General features: G+C 69.9%; 21 protein-coding genes. 15 read left to right on the top strand and 6 right to left on the bottom strand.

The annotated features are described in order from the left end of the window. Positions 1-11: 11 nt before the first annotated feature. Genes nuoE through nuoN form a run of 10 tightly spaced genes read left to right on the top strand, consistent with a single transcriptional unit; the run spans position 12 to position 12,931 of the window. Positions 12-1,022: an NADH-quinone oxidoreductase subunit NuoE gene (gene nuoE / locus LXN57_RS17355; RefSeq protein ID WP_251799195.1), complete on the top strand. Its 1,011-nt coding sequence runs from the start codon at positions 12-14 to the stop codon at positions 1,020-1,022. Then, positions 1,019-2,335, top strand: a complete 1,317-nt coding sequence (nuoF, locus tag LXN57_RS17360) for an NADH-quinone oxidoreductase subunit NuoF (protein ID WP_251799196.1) — start codon at positions 1,019-1,021, stop codon at positions 2,333-2,335. Before nuoE ends, nuoF begins: the two co-directional genes overlap by 4 nt. Next, complete coding sequence (locus tag LXN57_RS17365) at positions 2,335-4,818, top strand: NADH-quinone oxidoreductase subunit G (protein ID WP_251799197.1); 2,484 nt, start codon at positions 2,335-2,337, stop codon at positions 4,816-4,818. The genes nuoF and LXN57_RS17365 overlap by 1 nt, the downstream gene beginning before the upstream one ends. Further along, positions 4,815-6,197 (top strand): NADH-quinone oxidoreductase subunit NuoH, encoded by a 1,383-nt coding sequence (gene nuoH, locus LXN57_RS17370; protein ID WP_251799198.1) that lies wholly within the window; start codon positions 4,815-4,817, stop codon positions 6,195-6,197. The genes LXN57_RS17365 and nuoH overlap by 4 nt, the downstream gene beginning before the upstream one ends. A 1-nt stretch (position 6,198) precedes the next feature. Further along, positions 6,199-6,840, top strand: coding sequence for an NADH-quinone oxidoreductase subunit NuoI (nuoI, locus tag LXN57_RS17375; protein WP_251799199.1), 642 nt, complete (start codon positions 6,199-6,201; stop codon positions 6,838-6,840). Beyond that, positions 6,840-7,583 carry an NADH-quinone oxidoreductase subunit J gene (locus tag LXN57_RS17380; RefSeq protein ID WP_251799200.1) on the top strand — a complete coding sequence of 248 codons (744 nt, stop codon included), beginning with the start codon at positions 6,840-6,842 and terminating at the stop codon, positions 7,581-7,583. Before nuoI ends, LXN57_RS17380 begins: the two co-directional genes overlap by 1 nt. Before the next feature lie 37 nt (positions 7,584-7,620). Continuing rightward, positions 7,621-7,920: an NADH-quinone oxidoreductase subunit NuoK gene (gene nuoK, locus LXN57_RS17385; protein WP_023357573.1), complete on the top strand. Its 300-nt coding sequence runs from the start codon at positions 7,621-7,623 to the stop codon at positions 7,918-7,920. Positions 7,921-7,932: 12 nt separating this feature from the next. After that, positions 7,933-9,858 (top strand): NADH-quinone oxidoreductase subunit L, encoded by a 1,926-nt coding sequence (gene nuoL / locus LXN57_RS17390; protein ID WP_251799201.1) that lies wholly within the window; start codon positions 7,933-7,935, stop codon positions 9,856-9,858. After that, positions 9,855-11,396 carry an NADH-quinone oxidoreductase subunit M gene (locus tag LXN57_RS17395; RefSeq protein ID WP_251799202.1) on the top strand — a complete coding sequence of 514 codons (1,542 nt, stop codon included), beginning with the start codon at positions 9,855-9,857 and terminating at the stop codon, positions 11,394-11,396. Before nuoL ends, LXN57_RS17395 begins: the two co-directional genes overlap by 4 nt. A gap of 2 nt (positions 11,397-11,398) precedes the next feature. Next, positions 11,399-12,931 (top strand): NADH-quinone oxidoreductase subunit NuoN, encoded by a 1,533-nt coding sequence (nuoN, locus tag LXN57_RS17400; protein WP_251799203.1) that lies wholly within the window; start codon positions 11,399-11,401, stop codon positions 12,929-12,931. 179 nt (positions 12,932-13,110) lie between these two features. Here the strand turns inward: nuoN and LXN57_RS17405 are convergent, their stop codons facing one another. Together LXN57_RS17405 and LXN57_RS17410 are read right to left on the bottom strand one after the other, a co-directional pair. Beyond that, positions 13,111-14,109, bottom strand: a complete 999-nt coding sequence (locus LXN57_RS17405; protein ID WP_251799221.1) for a polyprenyl synthetase family protein — start codon at positions 14,107-14,109, stop codon at positions 13,111-13,113. A 142-nt stretch (positions 14,110-14,251) separates the two neighbouring features. Then, on the bottom strand, positions 14,252-15,427 hold the full coding sequence (locus LXN57_RS17410; protein WP_251799204.1) for an MFS transporter: 1,176 nt from the start codon (positions 15,425-15,427) through the stop codon (positions 14,252-14,254). A gap of 152 nt (positions 15,428-15,579) precedes the next feature. On the opposite strand from LXN57_RS17410, the gene LXN57_RS17415 reads away from it, so the two are divergent. Then, positions 15,580-16,374: an IclR family transcriptional regulator gene (locus tag LXN57_RS17415; RefSeq protein WP_251799205.1), complete on the top strand. Its 795-nt coding sequence runs from the start codon at positions 15,580-15,582 to the stop codon at positions 16,372-16,374. A 110-nt stretch (positions 16,375-16,484) separates the two neighbouring features. Beyond that, a complete protein-coding gene (locus LXN57_RS17420) occupies positions 16,485-17,207 on the top strand; it encodes an anti-sigma factor family protein (protein ID WP_251799206.1) in 723 nt (240 codons plus the stop codon). Positions 17,208-17,222: 15 nt separating this feature from the next. On the opposite strand, the gene rarD is transcribed toward LXN57_RS17420, so the two are convergent. The 4 genes from rarD to eccE form a co-directional block, all read right to left on the bottom strand. Continuing rightward, positions 17,223-18,164, bottom strand: coding sequence for an EamA family transporter RarD (gene rarD / locus LXN57_RS17425; RefSeq protein WP_251799207.1), 942 nt, complete (start codon positions 18,162-18,164; stop codon positions 17,223-17,225). Positions 18,165-18,215: 51 nt separating this feature from the next. After that, positions 18,216-18,677 (bottom strand): GNAT family N-acetyltransferase, encoded by a 462-nt coding sequence (locus tag LXN57_RS17430; RefSeq protein ID WP_251799208.1) that lies wholly within the window; start codon positions 18,675-18,677, stop codon positions 18,216-18,218. Positions 18,678-18,884: 207 nt separating this feature from the next. Continuing rightward, entirely contained in the window at positions 18,885-19,265 is a 381-nt protein-coding gene (locus LXN57_RS17435; RefSeq protein WP_251799209.1) for a phage holin family protein, read from the bottom strand. Between the two features lie 70 nt (positions 19,266-19,335). Further along, positions 19,336-21,189 (bottom strand): type VII secretion protein EccE, encoded by a 1,854-nt coding sequence (gene eccE / locus LXN57_RS17440; protein ID WP_251799210.1) that lies wholly within the window; start codon positions 21,187-21,189, stop codon positions 19,336-19,338. Between the two features lie 319 nt (positions 21,190-21,508). On the opposite strand from eccE, the gene LXN57_RS17445 reads away from it, so the two are divergent. From LXN57_RS17445 to LXN57_RS17455, 3 genes are all read left to right on the top strand, one after another. Beyond that, positions 21,509-21,826: a WXG100 family type VII secretion target gene (locus tag LXN57_RS17445; RefSeq protein WP_285904635.1), complete on the top strand. Its 318-nt coding sequence runs from the start codon at positions 21,509-21,511 to the stop codon at positions 21,824-21,826. 15 nt (positions 21,827-21,841) lie between these two features. Then, positions 21,842-22,138, top strand: a complete 297-nt coding sequence (locus tag LXN57_RS17450) for a WXG100 family type VII secretion target (protein WP_221379792.1) — start codon at positions 21,842-21,844, stop codon at positions 22,136-22,138. A 337-nt stretch (positions 22,139-22,475) separates the two neighbouring features. Beyond that, positions 22,476-23,275, top strand: an 800-nt coding sequence (locus tag LXN57_RS17455) for an SseB family protein (protein ID WP_251799212.1), incomplete at its 3' end; no start/stop codon positions are given.

The following is a 23,275-nucleotide window of genomic DNA, read 5'->3' on the forward strand; positions in this document are numbered from 1 at the left end:
CCGATACCACGATGGAATTCTCCCCCGCCGCCGCTGCCTTGGCGGAGGAACTGCTGCCCGCGGCCCTCGAGATCATCGCCCGCTACCCGGAGGGCCGCAGCCGCTCGGCGCTGCTGCCCCTGCTGCACCTCGTGCAGACCGAGGAGGGGCACGTCAGCCCGAACGGCGTTGCCTTCTGCGCCGAGGTGCTGGGGATCAACAAGGCCCAGGTCGGCGCCGTCGCGACGTTCTACACGATGTACAAGCGGCGGCCGACCGGCGAATACCTGGTGAGCGTGTGCACCAACACGCTGTGCAACGTGCTGGGCGGCCAGGAGGTCTACGACGAGCTGTCCGAGCACCTCGGTGTCGGGCACGACGAGACCACGGCCGACGGCCGCATCACGCTGGAGCACGCCGAGTGCCTGGCCGCGTGCGACTACGCGCCGGTGGTGACCGTCAACTACGACTTCGCCGTCGACCAGGCCACCCCCGAGTCGGCGATCGGCCTGGTCGACCAGCTGCGCAACGGCGAGCGGCCCGCGCCGACCCGGGGCGCGCGCATCTGCTCGCTCAGGGACATGCAGCTCCAGCTGGCCGGGTTCGCCGACATCCGCGACGGTGCGGTGGCCGACGGCCCGGCCGGGGCGCCCACGCTGCGCGGCGTGACGCTGGCCCAGGAGCACGGGGTCGCGGTGGCCGACTTCAACCCGGACGCCCCGATCACGAAGACCAAGCCCTCGCCGCGGGAAGAGAACCGCGGCAAGGTCGCCACGGTCGTCGACAAGGTCAAGGGCGCCGTCAGCAGCGTCGCTCCCGGGCACGCCGGGAAGACGACCCGGGCCGGCGACGTCAAGGATCCCCAGACCCGTACGGCGGAGCAGCGCAACCCCGACGCGAGCACGCCCGACAAGACCGGGACGGCCGACGAGAAGAAGCCCGTGCCGTCGAACCCGGCCGAGGCCGCCGGCACCGCGTCCAACCAGCCTGCCGGCGACGGCAAGCCCGCCGGGGACACCGCCCGTACCGAGGAGGCGAAGTGACTCAGCCGCGGCGTGAGATTCTGCAGAAGCTGACCCCTGTTCTCACCAAGCGCTGGCTGTCGCCGGACGCCTGGAAGATGGACGTCTACGAGCGGCTCGACGGCTACGCGGCCCTCCGCAAGGCCCTGGACGTCCACCCCGACGACCTGATCCAGCTGATCAAGGACTCGGGGCTGCGCGGCCGCGGCGGCGCCGGCTTCCCGACCGGTCTCAAGTGGGGCTTCATCCCGCAGGGCGACGGCAAGCCGCACTACCTCGTGATCAACGCGGACGAGGGCGAGCCGGGCACCTGCAAGGACCTGCCCCTGATGACGTACGACCCGCACTCGCTGATCGAAGGGGCGATCATCGCCTCGTACGCGATCCGCGCGAACCGGGCGTTCATCTACATCCGCGGCGAGGCCGTCCACGCGGCCCGCCGGCTGCGCAACGCGGTCGCCGAGGCCAAGGCCAAGGGCTACCTCGGCAAGAACATCCTGGGCTCGGGGTTCGACCTCGAACTCGTGGTGCACAGCGGCGCCGGCGCCTACATCTGCGGCGAGGAGACGGCGCTGCTCGACTCGCTCGAGGGCTTCCGCGGCCAGCCCCGGCTGCGGCCGCCGTTCCCGGCCATCGCGGGCCTCTACGCCAGCCCCACGGTGGTCAACAACGTCGGCACGATCGCCTCGGTGCCGTACATCGTGCTCGGCGGGGCCGACTGGTGGAAGAGCATGGGCACGGAGAAGTCGTCGGGCCCGATGATCTATTCGCTCTCCGGCCGCATCGCCAACCCGGGCCAGTACGAATGTGGCCTCGGCATCACGCTGCGGGAGCTCATCGAGCTGGCCGGCGGCATGAAGCCCGGCCACAACCTGAAGTTCTGGACCCCCGGCGGCTCGTCGACGCCGCTGCTCACGGCCGAGCACATCGACACCGCGATGGACTTCGAGGGCGTCGCCGCGGCGGGCTCGATCCTGGGCACCACGGCGATGCAGATCTTCAGCGACCAGGACTGCCCGGTCTACGCGACCTGGCGGTGGCTCGAGTTCTACCACCACGAGTCGTGCGGCAAGTGCACCCCGTGCCGCGAGGGCAACTACTGGATGGTGCGGACCTACCGCCGGATCCTGTCCGGCGAGGGCACGTACGCCGACCTGGACACCCTGCAGGACACGGCCGACAACATCTTCGGCCGCTCGTTCTGCGGCCTGGGCGACGGCGCCGCGACGCCGGTCATGTCGACCCTGAAGTTCTTCCGCCAGGACTACCTGGACTACATCGAGGGCCGGACCGCTCCGCGGCTGTCCGCCAAGGCTCTGGTTGGAGCTCACTGATGACGGACGTTGCCAAGAAGACCGACACCGTCACTTTGACGATCGACGGCATCGAGGTCACCGCCGAGAAGGGCGAGCTGGTCATCCGCGTCGCCGAGCGGATGGGCATCGCGATCCCCCGGTTCTGCGACCACCCGCTGCTGGCCCCGGCCGGCGCCTGCCGCCAGTGCCTGGTCGACATCGAGGGCCAGCGCAAGCCGGTCGCCTCGTGCACCCAGACGGTGGCCGAGGGCATGGTGGTCAAGACCCAGCTCACGTCCGAGGTGGCCGCCAAGGCGCAGGGCGGCGTGATGGAGTTGCTGCTCGCCAACCACCCGCTGGACTGCCCGACCTGTGACAAGGGCGGCGAGTGCCCGCTGCAGAACCAGGCGATGACCAACGGGCGGGCCGACTCGCGCTTCAAGGAGCACAAGCGCGAGTACGAGAAGCCGATCCACATCTCCAGCCAGGTGCTGCTCGACCGCGAGCGTTGCATCCTGTGCCAGCGCTGCACCCGGTTCTCCGAGGAGATCGCGGGCGACAAGTTCATCGACCTGATGGACCGCTCGTCCGGCGAGCAGATCAACGTCTACCGCGACGACTTCTTCGGCGGGGAAGGCACGGGCGACGGCCAGGCCGGCGACGGCGAGGGCGACGTCCCCTTCAACTCGTACTTCTCGGGCAACACGATCCAGATCTGCCCGGTGGGCGCGCTCACCGGCGAGCAGTACCGGTTCCGGGCCCGCCCGTTCGACCTCGTCTCGACGCCGACCGCCTGCGAGCACTGCGCCGCGGGCTGCTCGATGCGGGCCGACCACCGCCGGGGCAAGGTGCTGCGCCGGCTGGCCGGCGACGACCCGGCGGTGAACGAGGAGTGGAACTGCGACAAGGGCCGCTGGGGCTTCCAGTACCAGACCGCCGACGACCGGATCATGACGCCGCTGCTGCGCGACGCCCGCACCGGTGAGCTGCGCGAGGCGTCCTGGAGCGAGGCCCTGCTGGCCGCGGCCGAGGGGCTCACCGCGGCGCGGGGCAACGGCGGCGTCGGGGTGCTGGCCGGCGGACGGCTCACGGTGGAGGACGCGTACGCGTACGCGAAATTCGCCCGGCTCGCCCTCGGCACCAACGACATCGACTTCCGGGCCCGCCCGCTCAGCGCCGAGGAGGCCGACTTCCTGGCTGCCTCGGTCGCCGGGATCTCCGACGTCACGTACGAGGACGTCGAGGACGCGCCCTCGGCAGTGATCGTCGGGCTGGAGCCCGAGGACGAGTGCCCGATCCTCTTCCTGCGTCTGCGCAAGGGCCACAACCGCAAAAAGCTGCAGGTCACGGCCGTAGCGCCGTTCCTGTCGCGCGGCTTCGAGAAGCTCGGTGCGTCCCTGGTGCCGGCGACGCCCGGCGACGAGGCCCGGCTGCTGGCGGGCGACCCGGCGGTCGCCGCCGCGCTCGCCGCGCCCGGCGCCCTGCTGATCATCGGCGAGCGCCTGGCCACCGTGCCCGGCGCTCTCTCGGCCGCGGCCGCGCTCGCGGCCCGCACCGGCGCCCGCCTCGCGTGGGTGCCCCGCCGGGCCGGCGACCGCGGCGCGATCGACGCCGGCTGCCTGCCCAACCTGCTGCCTGGTGGTCGCCCGGTCAGCGACCCGGCCGCCCGGGCCGAGATCTCGCTGGCCTGGGACACCGAGGCGGGCAAGCTGCCCACCGCCCCGGGCCGGGACACGGACGGCATCGTCGCGGCCGCGGCGGCCGGTCAGCTCGGCGGCCTGCTGGTCGCCGGCGTCGACCCGGGCGACCTGGCCGACCCGCGGCTGGCCGAGCAGGCGCTCGACACGGCCGGCTTCGTGGTCAGCCTCGAGCTGCGGCACAGCGCGGTCACCGGCCGCGCCGACGTCGTGCTCCCGGTTGCCCCGGCGGCCGAGAAGTCCGGCACCTACCTGAACTGGGAGGGCCGGCTGCGGTCCTTCGAGACGGTGCTGCGGACCACGGCGATGACCGACGGCCGGGTGCTCGAAGCGATCGCCGCCCTAATGAGCGTCTCCCTAGGCACCGGCGATGTGATGGCGATCCGTCGCGAGCTCGGCACGATGCCGCCGACCCGCTCGGCCCGCTCCGTGGCCCCCGCGGTCGCTGCGGCGGCGCTGCCCGGCACCGGCGAGCACGAGGCCGTGCTGGCCACATGGCGCCAGGCGATCGACCAGGGCTCACTGCTCGAGGGCGACGAGGTGCTGGCCGGCACCGCACGGCCGCCGGTCGCCCGGATCGGCAAGGCTCTGGCCGCTGCGCTCGGCGTGATCGACGGTGACGTGGTCACCGTCGCCACCGACCGCGGCGCGATCACTCTGCCGGCCGAGGTCACCCGCGAGCTGCCGCCGCACGTGGTGTGGCTGCCCACCAACTCGCCCGGCTCGACCGTCGGTCGCAGCCTCGGCGTCACCGCGGGTGCGGTTGTCCGGCTCACCGCCGGCCGGCCTGGCCCGGTCCTCGCCTCGTCGGAGGTCACCGCATGAACACGTCGATTCTCGCGGCCCACGCCGTGGACCCGACGCTGCAGACGTTCGAGAACGACATCTGGTGGATCTCGCTCATCAAGTTGTTCGGCGTCTTCGTCCTGCTGCTCCTGTTGACGCTCTTCACGATCAACTACGAGCGCAAGGTCGTGGCCCGGATGGCGGTCCGGCCCGGCCCCAACCAGGTCGGGCCGAAGGGCTGGCTGCAGAGCCTCACCGACGGCGTCAAGCTGCCGTTCAAGGAAGAGATCATCCCCAAGACGGCCGACAAGGTCGTGTACTTCATCGCGCCGGTCATCTCGGCCACCGTGGCGTTCACGGCGTTCTCGGTGATCCCGTTCGGCGGCGTGGTCAACATGTTCGGCCAGCAGACCGCCCTGCAGCTCACCGACGTGCCGGTCTCGGTGCTCGTGCTGCTGGCCTGCTCGTCGATGGCCGTCTACGGCATCGTGCTGGCGGGCTGGGCGTCCGGTTCGACCTACCCGCTGCTCGGTGGTCTGCGGTCGAGCGCGCAGATGATCTCGTACGAGGTCGCCATGGCCCTGTCGATCGTGGCGGTCTTCATGACGGCCGGCTCGATGAGCACCTCGCAGATCGTGGCCGCCCAGGCGCACGGCAACCCGGTCAACCTCTTCGGCTGGGAGGTGACGACCCCGAGCTGGTACGCCGTGCTGCTGCTGCCCAGCTTCGTCATCTACTGCATCGCGGCCGTCGGTGAGACCAACCGCGCCCCGTTCGACCTGCCGGAGGCGGAGTCCGAGCTGGTCGGCGGCTTCCACACCGAGTACTCGTCGTTCAAGTTCGCGCTGTTCTTCCTGGCCGAGTACATCAACATGATCACCGTTTCGGCCTTCGCCACCACGCTGTTCCTCGGTGGCTGGCGGGCCCCCTGGCCGATCACCTGGTTCTGGGAGGGCGCGAACGCCGGCTACTTCGGGCTGATCTGGTTCTTCGCCAAGGTGCTGCTGCTGCTCTTCGGCTTCATCTGGCTGCGGGCCACGCTGCCTCGCATGCGCTACGACCAGTTCATGCGCTTCGGCTGGAAGGTCCTCATCCCGGTCAACCTGGTGTGGATCGTCTTCCTGAGCTACGTCAAGGTCGCCAACAACGAGCTCTCCCAGCAGGCCAAGTGGTTCTCGATCGTCGGCATCGTGGTCGTGATCCTGCTGGTCGCCATGCTGTGGCCGGCCGCGCGCAAGCCACGACAGCTGTCGATCGAGGAAGAGCTGGCCGCCCGACCACCGGGAAGCTTCCCGGTGCCGCCGATGGATCTCCAGGTTCCACCCAGCCCACGTGCCCGCCGCGCGGTGGCCGAACGGACTCCCGCCACAGTCGGCGGCGACTCCGGCCTGCCCCCCGAAGAAAACAAGGAGGTGTGACGTGGGTACGTTCACCGGCTCGTTCAAGGGCTTCGGGGTGACCTTCGCGCACATGTTCCGCAAGGTCATCACGACCGACTACCCGTTCACACCCCCGACCCCGGCGCCGCGCTACCACGGGCGGCACATCCTCAACCGGCACCCGGACGGCCTCGAGAAGTGCATCGGTTGCGAGCTGTGCGCCTGGGCGTGCCCGGCCGACGCGATCTATGTCGAGGGCGCCAACAACACCGACGAGGAGCGTTATTCGCCGGGGGAGCGCTACGCCGGGATCTACCAGATCAGCTACGCCCGCTGCATCTTCTGCGGGCTCTGCATCGAGGCCTGCCCGACCCGCTCGCTCACCATGAGCAACGAGTACGAGCTGGCCCGCGACAGCCGGCAAGATCTGATCTTCACCAAGAAGGAACTGCTGGCCCCGCTGCTGCCCGGCATGGAGCAGCCGCCGCACCCGATGCGCCTGGGCGACACCGACAAGGACTACTACCTCGGCGCGCTCGACAACCCGGGCACGTCGGTCGGCGCCGAGCGGGCGCCCTGGGCCACCAACGAGGCCGAAGACGCCACCGGCCAGGCCGCTTCCACCGGCCAAGCCCCTTCCGGCCAGTCCGCTTCCGGCCAGTCCGCGAAGGAGGCCGTGTGATGGACCATGTGTCCACCGGCGAAGCGGTCGCCTTCTGGATCCTCGGCTCCATCGCCGTCATCGGCGCGCTCGGCATGGTGCTGGCTCGCAACGCGGTCCACTCCGCGCTCTGGCTCGTGGTGACGATGCTCTGCCTGGGCTTCCTCTACGTGGTCAACGCGGCCCCGTTCCTGGGCGCGGTGCAGATCATCGTCTACACCGGCGCGATCATGATGCTGTTCCTGTTCGTGCTCATGCTGGTCGGCCGGGACGCCTCGGACTCCCTGATCGAGACGCTGCGCGGCCAGCGGGTGGCCGCTGTGCTGCTCGGCGTCGGCTTCGCGGCCCTGGTCGGCACGGGGCTGGCCCGTTCACTCGGCGACAACACCGTGGTCGGCCTGACCGACGCGAACGCCAACGGCAACGTGGAGGGGCTCGCCGCGCTGCTGTTCACCCGGTACGTGTTCGCCTTCGAAATCACGTCGGCGCTGTTGATCACGGCGGCGGTGGGCGCGATGGTCATGGCTCACGTCGAGCGTGACAAGGCCGACATCGTCGGCCAGGCGACCCGGATGAAGCAGCGGTTCCGGCCGGGCAACTACCCGGGCGCCAAGCCCGGGCCGGGCGTCTACGCCAACACCATGTCGGTCGCCGCGCCCGCGCGGCTGCCCGACGGGAACGGCTCCGAGCGCAGCATCTCCGCGATTCTGCCCATCCGTGAGCTCACGGCGGACGAGGCGGCTCCGAAGGGAACCGACAAGTGATTAGCGCGGAGCGTTGGTCTTCAATCGAGGTGGCACAGTGACCCCTGATTACTATCTTGTGCTCGCGGCGATCCTGTTCACCATCGGCGCCGCCGGGGTGCTCGTCCGCCGCAACGCCATCGTGCTCTTCATGTGCATCGAGCTCATGCTCAACGCCGCGAACCTCGCGCTGGTGACCTTCAGCCGCATCAACGGCACCCTGGACGGCCAGATCATCTCGTTCTTCGTGATGGTCGTCGCGGCCGCCGAGGTCGTGGTGGGTCTCGCGATCATCATGTCGATCTTCCGTACGCGGCGCTCGGCGAGCGTCGACGACGCGAACCTTCTGAAGTACTAAAGGGGCCTTCACGTGGAACAGACAGTGGAGTATGCCCCCGCGTCGGGGGTGCTCAGCGGGATCTGGCTGCTCGTAGCCATTCCGCTGGCCAGCGCCGCTATCCTGCTGCTGCTCGGCAAGCGGGCCGACAAGTGGGGGCACTGGCTCGGCGTCCTCTCGGTGGCGGCCTCCTTCGTGCTCGGGTTGGTCTTCTTCCTCAACCTGCGCGGGCTCGACGCGGAAGCGCGGTCGGCCCAGCTGAGCCTGTGGGACTTCATCGCCGTCGGGAACCTGCACGTCGACTTCGGGCTGCTGTTCGACCCGCTGGCCGGCGTCTTCGTCCTGCTGATCACGGGCGTCGGCTCGCTGATTCACCTGTACGCGGTCGGCTACATGGAGCACGACCCGGGCCGGCGTAGGTTCTTCGGCTACTTCAACCTCTTCGTCGCGGCCATGTTGTTGCTCGTCCTCGGCAACAACTACGTGATGCTCTACTTCGGCTGGGAGGGCGTCGGTCTCGCGTCCTACCTGCTGATCTCGTTCTGGTACACGCGGCCCTCGGCGGCCACCGCGGGCAAGAAGGCGTTCCTGATGAACCGGGTCGGCGACGCCGGCCTGGCCATCGGCATCTTCGTCATGTTCGCGACGCTCGGCACCACCCAGTACGACGAGGTCTTCGGCAACGTCAGCGCCCTGTCCTCGACCACGGTGCTGGTCCTGGGCCTGCTGCTGCTGCTCGGCGCGGCCGGCAAGTCCGGTCAGTTCCCGCTGCACGCCTGGTTGCCCGACGCCATGGAGGGCCCGACTCCGGTCTCGGCCCTCATCCACGCGGCGACGATGGTCACCGCGGGCGTCTACCTGATCGCCCGCTCCAACGCCATCTTCACCGCCAACACGGTGCTGCAGACGGTCGTGGTCAGCGTGGGCGCGCTCACGCTGCTGATGGGCTGCATCATCGGCGCGGCCAAGGACGACATCAAGCGGGTGCTGGCCTGGTCGACCGTGAGCCAGATCGGCTACATGTTCCTCGGCGTCGGGCTCGGCGGCGGGGCGTACGCGCTGGCGATCATCCACCTGCTGGCGCACGGCTTCTTCAAGGCCAACATGTTCCTCGGCGCCGGTTCGGTCATGCACGGCATGCACGACCAGGTCGACATCCGGCGCTTCGGCGGCCTGCGCAAGTACATGAAGTGGACCTGGCTCACCTTCATGATGGGCTGGCTCGCGATCATCGGCATCCCGCCGCTGTCCGGCTACTTCTCGAAGGAGCCGATCATCGCGGCGGCGTTCGAGCGCGGCGACTGGACCTCCTGGCTGTACGGCATGGCGGCGCTGCTCGGCGCGGGCCTCACCGCGTTCTACATGACGCGGCTGTTCGTGCTGACCTTCCACGGGCCCGAGCGGTACACCGAGGACAACAAGCATCCGCACGAGTCGCCGTTCATCATGACCGTGCCGCTGATGCTGCTGGCCCTCGGCTCGATCGGCGCCGGCTGGCTGATGTCCACCTCGGTGCCCGGCTGGCTCGAGCCGGTCTTCGGCGCGGAGGAGGGTCACCACGAGGCGGTCCTGTCGCACTCGCTGATCACCATCCTCAGCCTGGTGGTGACCGTGCTCGGCGCGGGTCTGGCCTGGGCGCTGTTCCGTAATGGGACGGCCCTTCAGGAGCAGCCGGCCGGTGTCGTGGTGACCGCGGCCCGCCGCAACCTCTACACCGACGCGATCAACGAGGCGGTGTTCGAGCGACCCGGCATCTACCTCACCCGGGCGCTGGTCTTCCTCGACAACAGGGGCGTCGACGGGCTGGTCAACGGCATCGCGGCCGGCATCGGCGGCACGTCCGGCCGGCTCCGCAGGCTGCAGACCGGCTTCGTACGGTCGTACGCCCTCTCGATGCTCACCGGTGCCGTTCTTGTCGTCGGCGCCTTCCTCGCGATCCAGCTTGGGTGGTTGGCGTGAACGACTTTCCGTTTCTGTCCATCCTGACGTTGCTGCCCCTGGTGGGCGCCATCGTCGTGGCGCTCGTTCCGCGGCAGAAGGCCGAGCTGGCCAAGACCATCGCGTTCGGATGGTCGCTGGTCGTGCTCGTGCTGAGCATCTTCATGTGGATCGCCTTCAACGTGGGCGGCGACCGCTTCCAGTTCCGCGAGTCGTACGCCTGGATCCCGTCCTGGGACGCCCGGTTCACCTTCGCCGCCGACGGCATCGCGCTCGTCATGCTGATGCTGATCGCGATCCTGTTCCCGGTCGTGATCCTGGCCTCGTGGCACGACGTCGAGAAGAGCAACCGCTCGGCCCCGATCTACTTCTCGCTGCTGCTGGCCTTCGAGTTCACGATGATCGGCGTCTTCGCGGCCGCCGACATCTTCCTGTTCTACGTGTTCTTCGAGGTCATGCTGATCCCGATGTACTTCATCATCGGGTCGTTCGGCGGGCAGCGACGGCAGTACGCGGCGGTCAAGTTCTTCCTCTACAGCCTGGTCGGCGGTCTGTTCATGCTGGCCGCGGTCATCGGGCTGTGGGTGGTCGGCGGCAACACGTTCGACTTCGGCAAGCTCGCCGAGGCGGCCACGTCGATCGACCAGAACACGGCCCGCTGGCTGTTCCTCGGCTTCTTCGTGGCGTTCGCGATCAAGGCGCCGTTCTTCCCGTTCCACACCTGGCTGCCGGACGCCGGTGGTGCGGCCCCGGCCGGCGCCGCCGCGCTGCTCGTCGGCGTGATGGACAAGGTCGGCACGTTCGGGATCCTGCGCTACTGCCTCTCGCTCTTCCCGGAGGCGTCCCGTTGGTTCGCGCCGGCGGCGCTCGTGCTCGGCGTGATCGGCATCATCTACGCCGCGCTGCTGGCGGTCGGCCAGAACGATCTGAAGCGCCTGGTGTCGTACACGTCGATCGCCCACTTCGGCTTCATCGGCATCGGCATCTTCGCCTTCACCACCCAGGCCGGCACGGGCTCGGTGCTCTACATGGTCAACCACGGCCTGGCGACCGGTCTGCTGTTCATCGTGGTCGGCATGTTCGTCGCCCGCCGCGGCTCCAACCTGATCAGCGACTTCGGTGGCGCCGGCAAGCTCGTCCCGGTGCTGGCCGGGGTGTTCTTCTTCGCCGGTCTGGCCTCGCTGGCGCTTCCCGGCACGGCCCCGTTCATCAGCGAGTTCCTGGTGCTGATCGGCACGTTCACGGTGCACCCGGCGTACGCGGTGGTGGCCACCACCGGCATCATCCTGGCCGCCGCCTACGTGCTCTGGATGGTGCAGCGCACCACGCAGGGCGAGCTCAATCCGGCCCTCGCCGAGGTGCCGGAGATGCGCAAGGACATCACGCTCCGCGAGAAGGTCGTGGTGGCCCCGCTGATCCTGCTCATCATCCTGCTCGGCTTCTATCCCAAGCCGGTCACCGATGTGATCAACCCGGCGGTCGAGGCGACCATGCAGGACGTCGGGGTGCAGGATCCGGGACCGACGGCGGTCGTCGCTAACGAAAGGGTGGCGCGCTAGCCATGGAGGACCTGAAACTACCCGGCATCGACTACGGCGCTCTGCTGCCGATGCTGATCCTCTTCGGGGCGGCGTGCGTCGGCATCCTGCTCGAGGTGTTCACGCCCCGACGGTTGCGGCACGTGATCCAGCTGACCCTGGCGTTCCTGGCGGTCACGGCGTCGTTCATCGCGGTGGTCGCGCAGCACAACACTCGCAAGATCACGATTGGCGGCGCGGTCGCGGTCGACGGGCCCACGCTGTTCCTGCAGGGTGCGATCCTGGCCCTCGGTCTGGTGTCGCTGATGCTGATCGGCGAGCGCTCGATCGAGCGGGGCGGCCCGTTCGTCTCGCAGGCCGCGATCACCGTGGGCTCGCAGAAGGACCTCAAGCAGGCGGGCGACCAGTCCGGCGCCACCGAGGTCTACCCGCTCACCATCTTCGCGCTGGGCGGCATGCTGCTCTTCGTCGCCGCGAACGACCTGCTCACCATGTTCATCGCGCTCGAGGTCTTCTCGCTGCCGCTGTACCTGCTGTGCGCGCTCGCCCGCCGGCGTCGCCTGCTCAGCCAGGAGGCCGCGCTCAAGTACTTCCTGCTCGGCTCGTACGCGTCGGCGTTCTTCCTGTTCGGCGTGGCCCTCATCTACGGCTTCTCGGGCGGCGTCGCGCTGGCCCAGGTGCACGCGGCGGTGGCCGACCCGCAGCGCAGCCAGGTGCTGCTCTACGGCGGCCTGGCCCTGATCGCGATCGGCCTGCTGTTCAAGGCGGCGCTGGCCCCGTTCCACGTGTGGACGCCGGACGTCTACCAGGGCGCGCCGACGCCGGTCACCGCACTGATGGCGGCGTGCACCAAGGTCGCCGCGTTCGGCGCGCTGCTGCGGGTGCTCTACGTGGCCTTCGAGGGGGTGCGCTGGGACTTCCAGCCCGTCCTGGGCACGATCGCGGTGCTCACCATGCTGGCCGGCGCGATCCTCGCGATCACGCAGACCGACATGAAGCGCCTGCTGGCCTACTCGTCGGTCGCCAACGCCGGCTATCTGCTGGTCGGTGTGCTCGCGCTCAACGAGAACGGCCTCAGCAGCACGATGTTCTACCTGGTGGCGTACGGCTTCGCGGTCCTCGCCGCCTTCGGCATCGTGACCCTGGTGCGGGACGCCGACGGGGAGGCCACCCACCTCGCCCGGTGGGCCGGTCTCGGGCGCAAGAGCCCGCTGGTCGCGGCCGCCTTCACGTTCATCCTCCTGGCCTTCGCCGGGATCCCGCTGACCAGCGGTTTCACGGCCAAGTTCGCGGTCTTCGGGGCGGCCGTCGAGGGTGGTCAGACCTGGCTGGTCGTGTTCGGCGTGATCAGCAGCATGCTGCTGGCCTTCCCGTACCTGCGGGTGGTCGTGCTGCTGTGGCTGTCGGAGCCCAACGAATCGACGCCGACGGTGTCGATCCCGGGCTTCCTGACGTCGGCCGCACTGGTCATCGGGGTGGTTGCCACGATCGCCCTGGGCGTCGTGCCGGCCCCGCTGATCGACCTGACGAGAGACGCGGCGCAGTTCGTCCGCTGATTTCAGCTGTACGTAAGGGCCTCGGCGATGGTGCCGGGGCCCTTTCTGTCGGCCGAGCTCGCTCGCTCCTGCATCGGCTCGCGCCCCGTCCTGGTCCGGCGTGCGCACCGGCTCAGCGGCTCTCCGTGCTGCGGCAGCGCTGCCTGTGACCCCGGCTCGGCTCGGTGTGCGGGGCCGGCTCAGCTCGTACGGTCGGCGATGAAGTCGCAGAGGCCTTCGAGCGCGTTCCTGGCGTCGCCCTGGGGCAGCGGGGCGAGCGCGGACCGCGCCTCCTCCGCGTAGGAGCGAACGGTCTCGCGGGCCTTCTTCATCGCGGCCGATTCGCGCAGCAAAGTCAGCGCCTCGGCGTGCAGGCCGTCGTCGGTGATCGGACCGCCGGCCAGCAGCTCACGCAGCCGCACAGCCGACGCGTCGGTGTCGTCGCCGGCCAGCGCATAGAGCACCGGCAGCGTCGGAACGCCCTCGCGCAGGTCGGTGCCGGGAGTCTTGCCCGACTGCACCGACTCGGAGGCGATATCGAGCAGGTCGTCGGAGAGCTGGAACGCGATGCCGATCGTCTCGCCGTACGCCGCCAGGGCCTCGACGAACTCGGCCGGAGCACCCGAGAACATGCCGCCGAAGCGCGCCGAGGTGGCGATCAGCGAGGCCGTCTTCTCGGTGATGACGTGCAGGTAGTGCTCGATCGGATCGGTGCCGCGCGGACCCACCGTCTCGGCGATCTGGCCGTGCACCAGCCGCGCGAACGTCCGCGCCTGCAGGTGGACGGCCTCGGGACCGAGCGAGGCCGCCAGGTCGGCCGCCTGGGCGAACAGGTAGTCACCGACCAGGATCGCCACCGAGTTGCCCCAGCGGGCGTTGGCGCTGGGGGCGCCGCGCCGCTTGGGCGCCTCGTCCATGACGTCGTCGTGATAGAGCGTGGCCAGGTGGGTCAGCTCGACCACGTTGGCGGCGTCGATGATCTCGGGCGCGGCCGGGTCACCGAACTGGGCGCCGAGCGCCACCAGCATCGGGCGGAAACGCTTGCCGCCGGCGTCGGCGAGATGGCGCGCGGCCTCGGCCACCAGGGGGTCGGCGCTGGCCACGTTGGCCCGCAACGACTCCTCCACAGCGGCCAGCATCGCCGACACCGACGCATCGACCGCGGGATCGATGTCGAGGCCGAGCGACGACAGCGTCATATCACCGGTGCTCACCACGCTTTCACGATGCCACATGGGTCTGGGGAGCACGGCCCCAGGGGTCGCGCCAACAAGATCAAATTCAACTTCTGGCACGCGTACGCCCTCACCTGTGGATATCCGTCCACCGGCGCCGACCGGCTCAGGCCGTGGCCGCGTGCCGGCGCAACAGGTGGCTGCCGAGCAGCATCGCCGCGGCCGCGCCCAGCATCGCCACGGCCGCGACCACCCACATCGTCGGATAGCCGGCGGCCGTGGCCAGCGTGCCCAGGCCGAGCGGCCCGATGCAGCCGCCCGCGTAGACCCCGGTCTGGGTGATCGAGGTGGCGGCGGCGGGGGCCTGCGGGTGCAGCCGGACGACTGCGAAGTTCATCAGGCCCGGCCAGGCCCAGCCGAAACCGAAGCCCAGCACCACGCCGGCTACGAGCGCCGGGCTGCCGGGCACGGCGAGCAGGCTCAGCCCGATCGCTCCGGTCAGCAGCAGGCCCGAGATCATGGTGATGGCCCGGTCCGGCCACCGGTCGGCCAGCCACCCGCCGAGAATGCGGGACGTGACGCAGACGGCGCTACCCAGCGTCAGGGCCAAGCCGGCCGGCCCCGGAGAGATACCGCGAGCGACGGCCGAGTCGACCAGAAAGGTGCCGAGCGCGTTCGCCGCCGCTGCGGCCAGAGTGGCGCCGACGCCGATCACGATGAGCGCCCCGGTTGCCCGCTTCGCGGTTTTCGCCGACTTCGCCGAGGCCGTCGCGGGCTCGTTCGGGACCAGGAGGAGCGTGGCCGCGGCCAGTCCGGCGACGAAGACGAACGCCCACCGCCAGCCCAAGGTCAGCGCGACCACCGGAACGGCCGCGCCGGACAGCAGCGTCGCCACCGGGATGGCGGCTTGCTTGATGCCGAAGGAGAGACCCTGTCGCCGCGGCGGCACGTGCCGGGACAGCGCCGTATTGCTCGCCAGCTGCCCCATCGCGTTGGCCGCGGCGCCCAGCGCGAGGATCAGGATGAGACTCCACAGTGTATTCGCGAAGGCTGCTACGCCCAGCAACGAGGCGACGGCGAGGGCGATGCCGGCCCGCGAGACGCGCGTCGCGCCGAACCGCTCGACCAGGTAACCGGCCGGCACCGAGGCGAGCGCGCTGGCGCCGAAGTACGCCGAGACAGCCAGGCCGAGCCCGGCCGGCGAGAACCGGAGCTCGTCGCCGATCTGCACGGCGAGGCCACCGACGAGGAAGACCGGGACGCTGACGGCGATCGTCGTCGTCAGAGCGCCGATCGATGCTCGTAAGGCGCTGGTGGGCGCGTCCGGGGGCGAGTCGATCATCTCTCGCAGACTAGGCGGGCAGAATGCATCCGAGCGCGCTGAGTGCTAATGACCACACGGGTCGTGTAAATCGACCGTGATCCACACGCTTTTGGCATTCCCTCGGAGGAAGATTATTCATATGGTGTAAGTCCCTGGCGTCGGAGGTAGCAGTGCGCGACCCCCTGGCGGAGCCGTCCGACCTGATTCGGAGCGTGTCACGCGCCCTGCGCGTGCTCGAGTCGGTTGGCCGGGCGCCCCGCGGACTCACCGTGAAGCAGATAGCGCGACGGTGCGAATTGACCGTCGCGACGACGTATCACCTTGTGCGCACCCTCGCCTACGAGGGCTACGTGATCCGCCGCGAGGACGGCACGTACATCGTGGGCCTGGAGATCGCCGACCGATACCGCGAGCTGGTCTCCGCCTTCCGCGGCCCGCCCGCCGTCGGCGAGGCGTTGCGGCGCGCCGCGCTCGACAGTGGCTACACCCACTATCTCGGCCGGTTCGTCGGTGGCCGCATAGCGATCACCGCGTCGGCCGAGGGCGCCCGGTCGCCGTTCGTCGACGACATGTCGCCCGGCTTCGACGAGGGCGGCCACGCCACGGCGCTCGGCAAGGCCCTGCTGGCGACGCTCACCCCCGATCAGCGGGCGCGCTACCTGCGCGACTACGGCATGCGGCAGTTCACGCCGGCCACGCTGACCACCCCCGAGGCGCTCGAGGCCGACCTCGCCGCGGGGGAGAGGCGTGGCATGCAGCTCGAGATGGGTCAGTTCCGGCAGGGTCTGGCCTGCGCCTCCGTGCTGGTGATCTCCGACCGTGACATCGAGCGGCGGCTCGTGCTGGCGTGCGCGCTGCCCGCCGCCGAGATGCTCACCTCGGCCCGAGTCGTGCGGGCCAAGTTGACCGCCGCCGCCCGCAATGTCGCCGAAGCCCTCTCGGCGGGGGAGTCGGCTACGGCCTGAGGCTCGATTCGGCCGGTCTGACGAGGGCGGCTAAGACTCCGTTGAACCTCTCGTTCGCCTCGCCCGTAGAACACGTTGCAGGCGGGCGACCAGCGGAGGGTGGTGACGGGGTGCACTGCGAGCACGAGCACGACGACGGAGCCTATGTGCTCGGCGCCTTGTCGCCGGCGGAGCGTTCAGCGTACGAGAGTCACCTGGCCACGTGCTCGTTCTGCCGCGAGGCGGTCGCCGACATCTCGGCGCTTCCCGACGTGCTGTCCCGGCTCGACGCCAAGGAGTTCGCCAAGCTGCTCGACCCCACGCTGACCAGCGGGGAGGGCCACCCCGGGGCCTCGCTGCGCGACTGGGCGACGAGCGAGTGGGCCACGCTGGCCCCCGACGCCAAGCGGCGGAAGAAGAAGCGCAAGGCCTTCAGCGTACGGGTGATGAGCACCGCCGCCGCGGCCGTGCTCGTGGCGCTGATCGGCGTCGGGCTCTTCGCTTGGACCCGCGACAACGCCGCCCCGACCGCACCGCCGGCCGGCCCCGCCATCGCGATGACATCGATGCAGAAATCGTCGCCGGTCACCGCTTCCGTGCGGCTGACCAGCACCGCCGGTGGCACAAAGGTCGATCTGGTCTGCTCCTACAGCAGCGCGGCGTCCCGCCCCTACACCTTCCGCCTGGTTGCGTACGGGCCCGACGAGCAGACGGAACAGCTGGGCTCCTGGCAGGCGGCGCCGGGCGCGGAGTTCACGATGCCCGCCGTCACCCATTTCGGCCCGGGCAGCCTGTCCCGGCTCGAGTTGGTGCAGTTCGACGGAAAGGCGCTGCTCGCCTACGACGTCCCCTGATCCTCTGATTCCGGGTCAGCGGGGTGGCAGGGTGGTGGCCGGTTCGACGGTGGCGGCCGTCGGGCCGGCCGCCGTCTGCTCGGCACGAGCGCGGCGGCGCAGGGCGTCGAACGTGAAGATGATCAGTGCCACCCACACCAGGGCGAAGCCGGCGAGGCGGGCAGGTGGCATCGGCTCGTGGTAGATGAGCAGCCCGACGGCGAGCTGGAGGATCGGCGCCACGTATTGCAGGATGCCGATGCCGACCATCGGCACCCGGTTGGCCGCGGCCGCGAACAGCAGCAGCGGCAGCGCGGTGGCCAGCCCTGAAAAGATCATGAGCAGGGTGTGGGTGACCGACACGTTCCCGAACTTCGCGTCGCCCGACACGGTGAGCCAGCCGACGAAGACGAGCGCGGGCAACGCCAGCACGGACGACTCGACGAAGAGGCCCTCGGCCGGCGGTAGCGACATGCGCTTCTTCACCAGGCTGTAGCTGCCGAAGCTGGCCGCCAGCAGCAGGGCGATGTACGGCAGGTGGCCGTAGTCGATGGTCAGCACCACCACGGCGACGGCGCCGACCCCGACGGCGACCCACTGCAGGACGCGAAGACGCTCACGCTGCACGGTCACGCCGAGCAGCACGATGACCAGCGGGGTGATGAAGTAGCCGAGCGCCGTCTCGACAACCCGCGACGAGTTGACGCCGTAGATGTAGGTGCCCCAATTGACCGCGATCAGCACCGCCGCCAGGCCGAGGCCGCCCAGCAGCTTGGGGCTGCGGGCGAGGCGCTGGAGAAACCGCCAGTTACGGACGACCGCGAGCAGCAGACTGACGAAGACGACCGACCAGATGACCCGGTGGGCCAGGATCTCCAACGGCGACGCGGGCTGAAGGTGCTTGAAGTAGATCGGGAAGAATCCCCACAACACGTACGCCGCGAGGCCGTAGAGATATCCGCGTCGTTCGTCGCTCATGCCCTCACCGTAAGGCCTCCCGGGCCCACCGGTCCTTGCGTATGGCTGACCTCACGACCGCACCCCGCGCTGCTCGCCGACCGGGGCACGGAGGTCGCACTGCATCCACCGGCCGGGCTCGACATCGGTGAAGCCGTGCCGGGCGTACACGGCGTGCGCGTCCTTGGTGACCAGCACGAAGCGGGTCAGCCCGAGGCTCGCGTAGTGGTCGCGGAGGTGCTTCACGAGCCAGCCGCCCAGCCCGCGACCGCGGTGCGCCGGGTCGACATAGACGTCGCACAGATAGGCGAAGACCGCCCCGTCGGTGACGACCCGCGCGATCGCCACCTGCCCACCGCCGCGCTCATAGATCCCGTACGGCTGTGAGCCCGCCAGAGCCGCTCGCATCTGCTCGAGCGGGCGGCCCAGGGCCCAGTACGCGTCGGTCGAGATCCACCGGTGCACCCGGGGAAGGTCGATACGCTCCCGCTCGGAGCTCAGTTCGTATCCGTCATCGCGAAGTTCGTGCAACACGCGCCAGATTCAAACGCTGCCGAAGCCCCGCCGCCAGCCTTTTCCCACCGGGCAGCCGGCAGCTACGGTCGTCCCGCGTGCCGACCTCGAGGTTCTCGGTGGCTCGCGGCGACCACACTCGGAGTCCAGCGCGCGAGCCCGTTGACCGGCACCGGGATCGAGCTCGGCCGGATCGTCACCGCGCTCGCGCCGCTGGGGGCCCGACGGTCAGTCGTCGCCGTCGGGGATGAGCATGTTGAGCAGCCAGCTCACGACGCCGACCAGCAGGGCGCCCAGCACCGCGCTCGGCCAGAAGTCGTCGACGTGGAAGGGCAGGTCGAACTGGCCCGCGATCCAGCTGGTCAGCAGGAACAGCGCGCCGTTGACGACGAGCGCGATCAGGCCGAGCGTGAGCACGTAGAACCCGCACCCCACGACCTTGATGATCGGCCGCAGAATCGCGTTGATCACGCCGAAGATGACCGCGACGATCAGCAGCGTGATGATCTTTTCCGACGCGGAGTCGGTCGTCAGCTCGATGCCGTCGATCAGAACGGTGGCCAGCCACAACGAGAACGCCGTGATCAGAAGCCGGATGATGAGGCCCATGGCCCCGAATGGTGCCACGATCATGCAAGGACCGGCCGCGACACTCCCTGATCCCGTCAATGTTTCCCGGTCAGCGGCCCGGTGGCCCGATCAGTTGCACCTCGATCGGAGTGTGCGCCAGCGCTGCCCACCGGACCGCGCGCCGGTTGACCACGCCGACCATGTCGGGACGGATCCTCGTCATCCACTGGGCGACCTCGCCCAGCCCGAGCGCACCGCCGACGAGGGTGGCCTCCTCGGGCCGTAGGGGCTGGAGGATCAACAGATCGGCCCGGGACGCCACGTCGACGTCGGCGGCCGAGAACTCGTCGCGGACGACCAGGGTGGCCTGCCAGCCGTCGCCGGCCCGGTTGTCGGCGCCCACCGGCCCGATGTCGACCACTATGAGCAACGGGTGCAGGGCCGAGCCGGGCGCGATCTCGATCGGGCGGCCCGGCGGCACCACGGCGATCGACTCGCCCGGGACGGCCGCGCCGCGCACGAACGGTTCCCAGGCCCGCGGCCGCGCGGTCTGCACGACAACCCGGGCGCCCAGAGCCATGGCGCGCAGGGCGATCAACTGGGCACACCGGACGCCGCCCACCACCAGCGCGCGGGTCTGCTCGGGCCGGAAGAGCCGGGTCACCACCGGATTGCCGTGCCGGTTGCGCCCGAGCATCAAGCCGGACAGCCCGGCCTGCAGTTGCAGGCCCTCCAACTGCTCGGCCGGCTGTACATCGTCGAGGGCCACGCCGGGGATGGCGCTGGGCCGGCCACCGAGCGGGAGCGTCGCGAAGAGGCCGTGGACGTGTTCGCCGTCGAGCCGCTGAGCGCCGGCGTGCTCGGCCGACAGCAGCTTGCGCAGCGCCTGGGCGGCCGAGCCGAGAGAGCTTGGATCGGGAGCGGCCAGCCGGACGGTGACGTCGATCGGAATGGGGCCGTGAGCCGCCTGCGGACCGGCGGTCAGCGACACCGTCGTGGCGGCCGACGGCAGGGTCAGCATGCGCGACACCAGCCGCCGGGACGTCTCGACCCGCATGTCGGGCCAGCGCCGAAGCCGGAACGTGGCCTGGGCCAGCCCGCCGACCTGCAGGCCGGGCCACGCCTCTTGTGCCGAGCCGGTGCCGTCGTCATGCGCTAGTTCCGCGATGACCCGCAGCGCAGCCGCCTCGCCCAGCGGCCGGGCGGGCACTGCGGCGAGCCGGCGCACCAACTTGCGCACCAGGCCGGACAGCGCGCGCCGCGACTCTTCCTCGGACCAGCCCTCGGCGCGCAGCACCCGCACGGCCAGCAACGCGCGGCTGTGCCCGAGCAGGCGACCCTCGGTGAGCTGGCGGTAGGAGTTGGCCGGCGTGCCCGCCCCGGCCCGCAGCGCGGGGGCCGGGGCGCCGGTCAGCAGCAGCTGGATCAGCACGGGTGGCACCTCGGCCTCGGCCGACGGCAACAGGCTGGCCGGCGAGGGGAGGTCGGGCGCCGCCTCGGCGAGCAGGCCGGCCGGGTCGCCCAGCTCGAGAACCGCGGTGAGGCCGTGCGTGTCGATGAGGACGGCCGCCGGGTCGCCGGCCAGATCGGTCTGCTCGATGCGCGCGCCGGGCGCGAGGAACTGGAGCAGCGCCGTCGGCCCGCTGTCGAGCGGGGCGGAACGGCGCCGGCCGCCGAAGCGCAGACCGACCCCCAGCCACTCGAACGCCCAGCGGCCGCGCAACCGGAGCCACGTGAGGGCGAGCACGGCGAGCGCGAGCACTCCGCCCGCCACCAGCCCGATCGGGCCGTTGACGGCGCCGACGGCGACCGCGACCGCGGCGACCTGGGTGGCGACCAGCTGACCGACCCGCAGGCCGAACAACCGTCCACGTCGGAGCGGTCTGCTGTTGACCTTGAGTAATGGCTTCGCCGGACCGGAGAGCTCGCGGTAGTCCCGGTCGCCTGCCACGCCAACCGTCACGACACACCGCCCCTCGACCGCATTCTTCCTCGTGCGGGGCTCATCGTATGGGCTGCGGTCACTCTGCGGGGGTGCCCTGTGGACAACCCGAAGTTATCCACAGCCCCGGATTCACGCTTCCGAGGGTTGACGACTTTCGCTACGGTCGGCAACGTCATGCAAGAGTGATCGGCCGCTCACGGCCCGCCCCCCCGCGGCTTGTGGACAGGGGTTAGCCTGGTGGCCAGCGTCGATATGTCGAGGGCGGTGCTCACCGTCCGTCCACAACGGATCATGACATGGTCGGCGACCCGAACGAGGAAGCGGGGTGACATCCGGGGTGGCCGGAACGCAAGCTGAATCCCAGGTGATGGCGGATACCGCCGTCAAGTTCGACCAGGTCAACGAGCAGCTCCAGACGATGCTGAGCACGCTCATGAACGAGCTGTCGACGCTCAGCAGCACGTGGAAGGGTCTTGGCGCGGCGGCGTTCGAGCAGGTCAAGGTCCAGTACGCGCAGGATCTGAAGAGCCTCAACTCGGCTCTCGCCCAGACTGCCGAATCGATCAAGCAGTCGGGCACCGGCTACGACACGACCGACACCGAGGCTGCCAGCCGGGTGGCCAACACCGGCGGCAACTTCCAGCTGCCGCTCTGACCGGGGGGAGAAGACATGCCTAACGACGGAGTGCTCCTCGTCAACTTCGGCGCCCTGCAGCAGGCGGGCTCCGACATCCAGAAGGCGATCAGCACGCTTCAGTCGCAGATCGACCAGCTCGAGCGCGATGCCGCTCCACTGGTCGCGACCTGGGACGGCGAGGCGCAGCAGGCCTACCAGCAGCGCCAGGCGACCTGGCGCGCGGCCTCACAAGACCTGACGAGCATCCTGCAGAACATCAAGGGCGCTGTCGCCCAGTCCGTCGACGACTACGTCAGCACCGAGAAGCAGGCGACCGCCCGCTTCCAGTGAGTCTGACCGAACGGCCGGACCAGTCCTCAAGGATTGTGCCGGCCGTTTTGCCGGTCTGGATGTCGCCTGAGTCCCGTACGTCCCGTTGGTCCGTTCTTGCGAAGCTTGTTGTCCCTCCAACGCGTACTGGTCCTAGTGGCCGATATCGCTACGATCGGTTGTTGTTTGATCGCTTCACGCGACCGAAAAGGGCGTTCCTCAGGGCTTCTGGGCGCTTACGAAGGGCCTCTCGCCGACAACTTGCACGTCTGCCTACCGCCGCCCATTGTGATCGCGGGCTGACCTTGTAGGTTGTACGCGTTGAGATGGGCCCGTCGCGCGGTGGGGAGAGGTGGACGTGTCCGAGTGGGAGCCGGCTACGGACGCCGAGGTCGCTATGCGCGATGCTTTGCGCACCGACGACCAGGAGTCTTACTTCCGTATTCTTTCTGGCGTTGACCTCCTGCTACCGGTCTCGGCCGATGCGCTGGCCGGTCTGGCGCCGCTCGGTTGGGGCACGTGGAGCACGGGCGGCCGCACTCACGTGCTGGCCTTCACGTCGACTGCGTCGTTGCAGTCCTGCCTGGCCGACTACACCGGCTCGGCCCGGCGGGTTCCCTATGCGGAACTCGCCAACACCTGGCCAAACCTCGAATGGTGGCTGGCGGTCAACCCCGGCCTGCCGATCGAGGGCTACCTGCCGGCCTGGTTCGTGGCCCAACTGTCTCGCGGCGATCTGCGTCTGCCCACCCGCGGTCCGGGCCGCGCCGACTCGGTGGCCGCCTCCAGCAAGGTCCAGGATCTGCAGTCGGCTGCCCTGGCCGCCAATGCCGTGGCCGCCCAGCAAGACGAGTCCGGCCGCCCCGGCGGCCCGACCCACGAGGGCACCCCCCTCACAGCGGCCACCGGCTCCTACCCGCAATACCCGTCCGGAACGTACGGCCAGCAGGCCTCGCCCGCCGCGCCTCACGGGCAGCAGGCTCCGGCCGCGGCGCCTTATGGCCGGCAGGCCCCGGCCGCCGCGTCCTACGGTCAGCAGTCTCCGGCTTCGCCCGCGCCGTATGGCCAGCAGGCTCCAGCAGCCGCGTCCTACGGTCAGCAGTCTCCGGCTTCGCCCGCGCCGTATGGCCAGCAGGCTCCAGCAGCCGCGTCCTACGG

The sequence above is a fragment of the Paractinoplanes hotanensis genome, assembly GCF_023717965.1.
Classification (GTDB): domain Bacteria; phylum Actinomycetota; class Actinomycetes; order Mycobacteriales; family Micromonosporaceae; genus Actinoplanes; species Actinoplanes polyasparticus.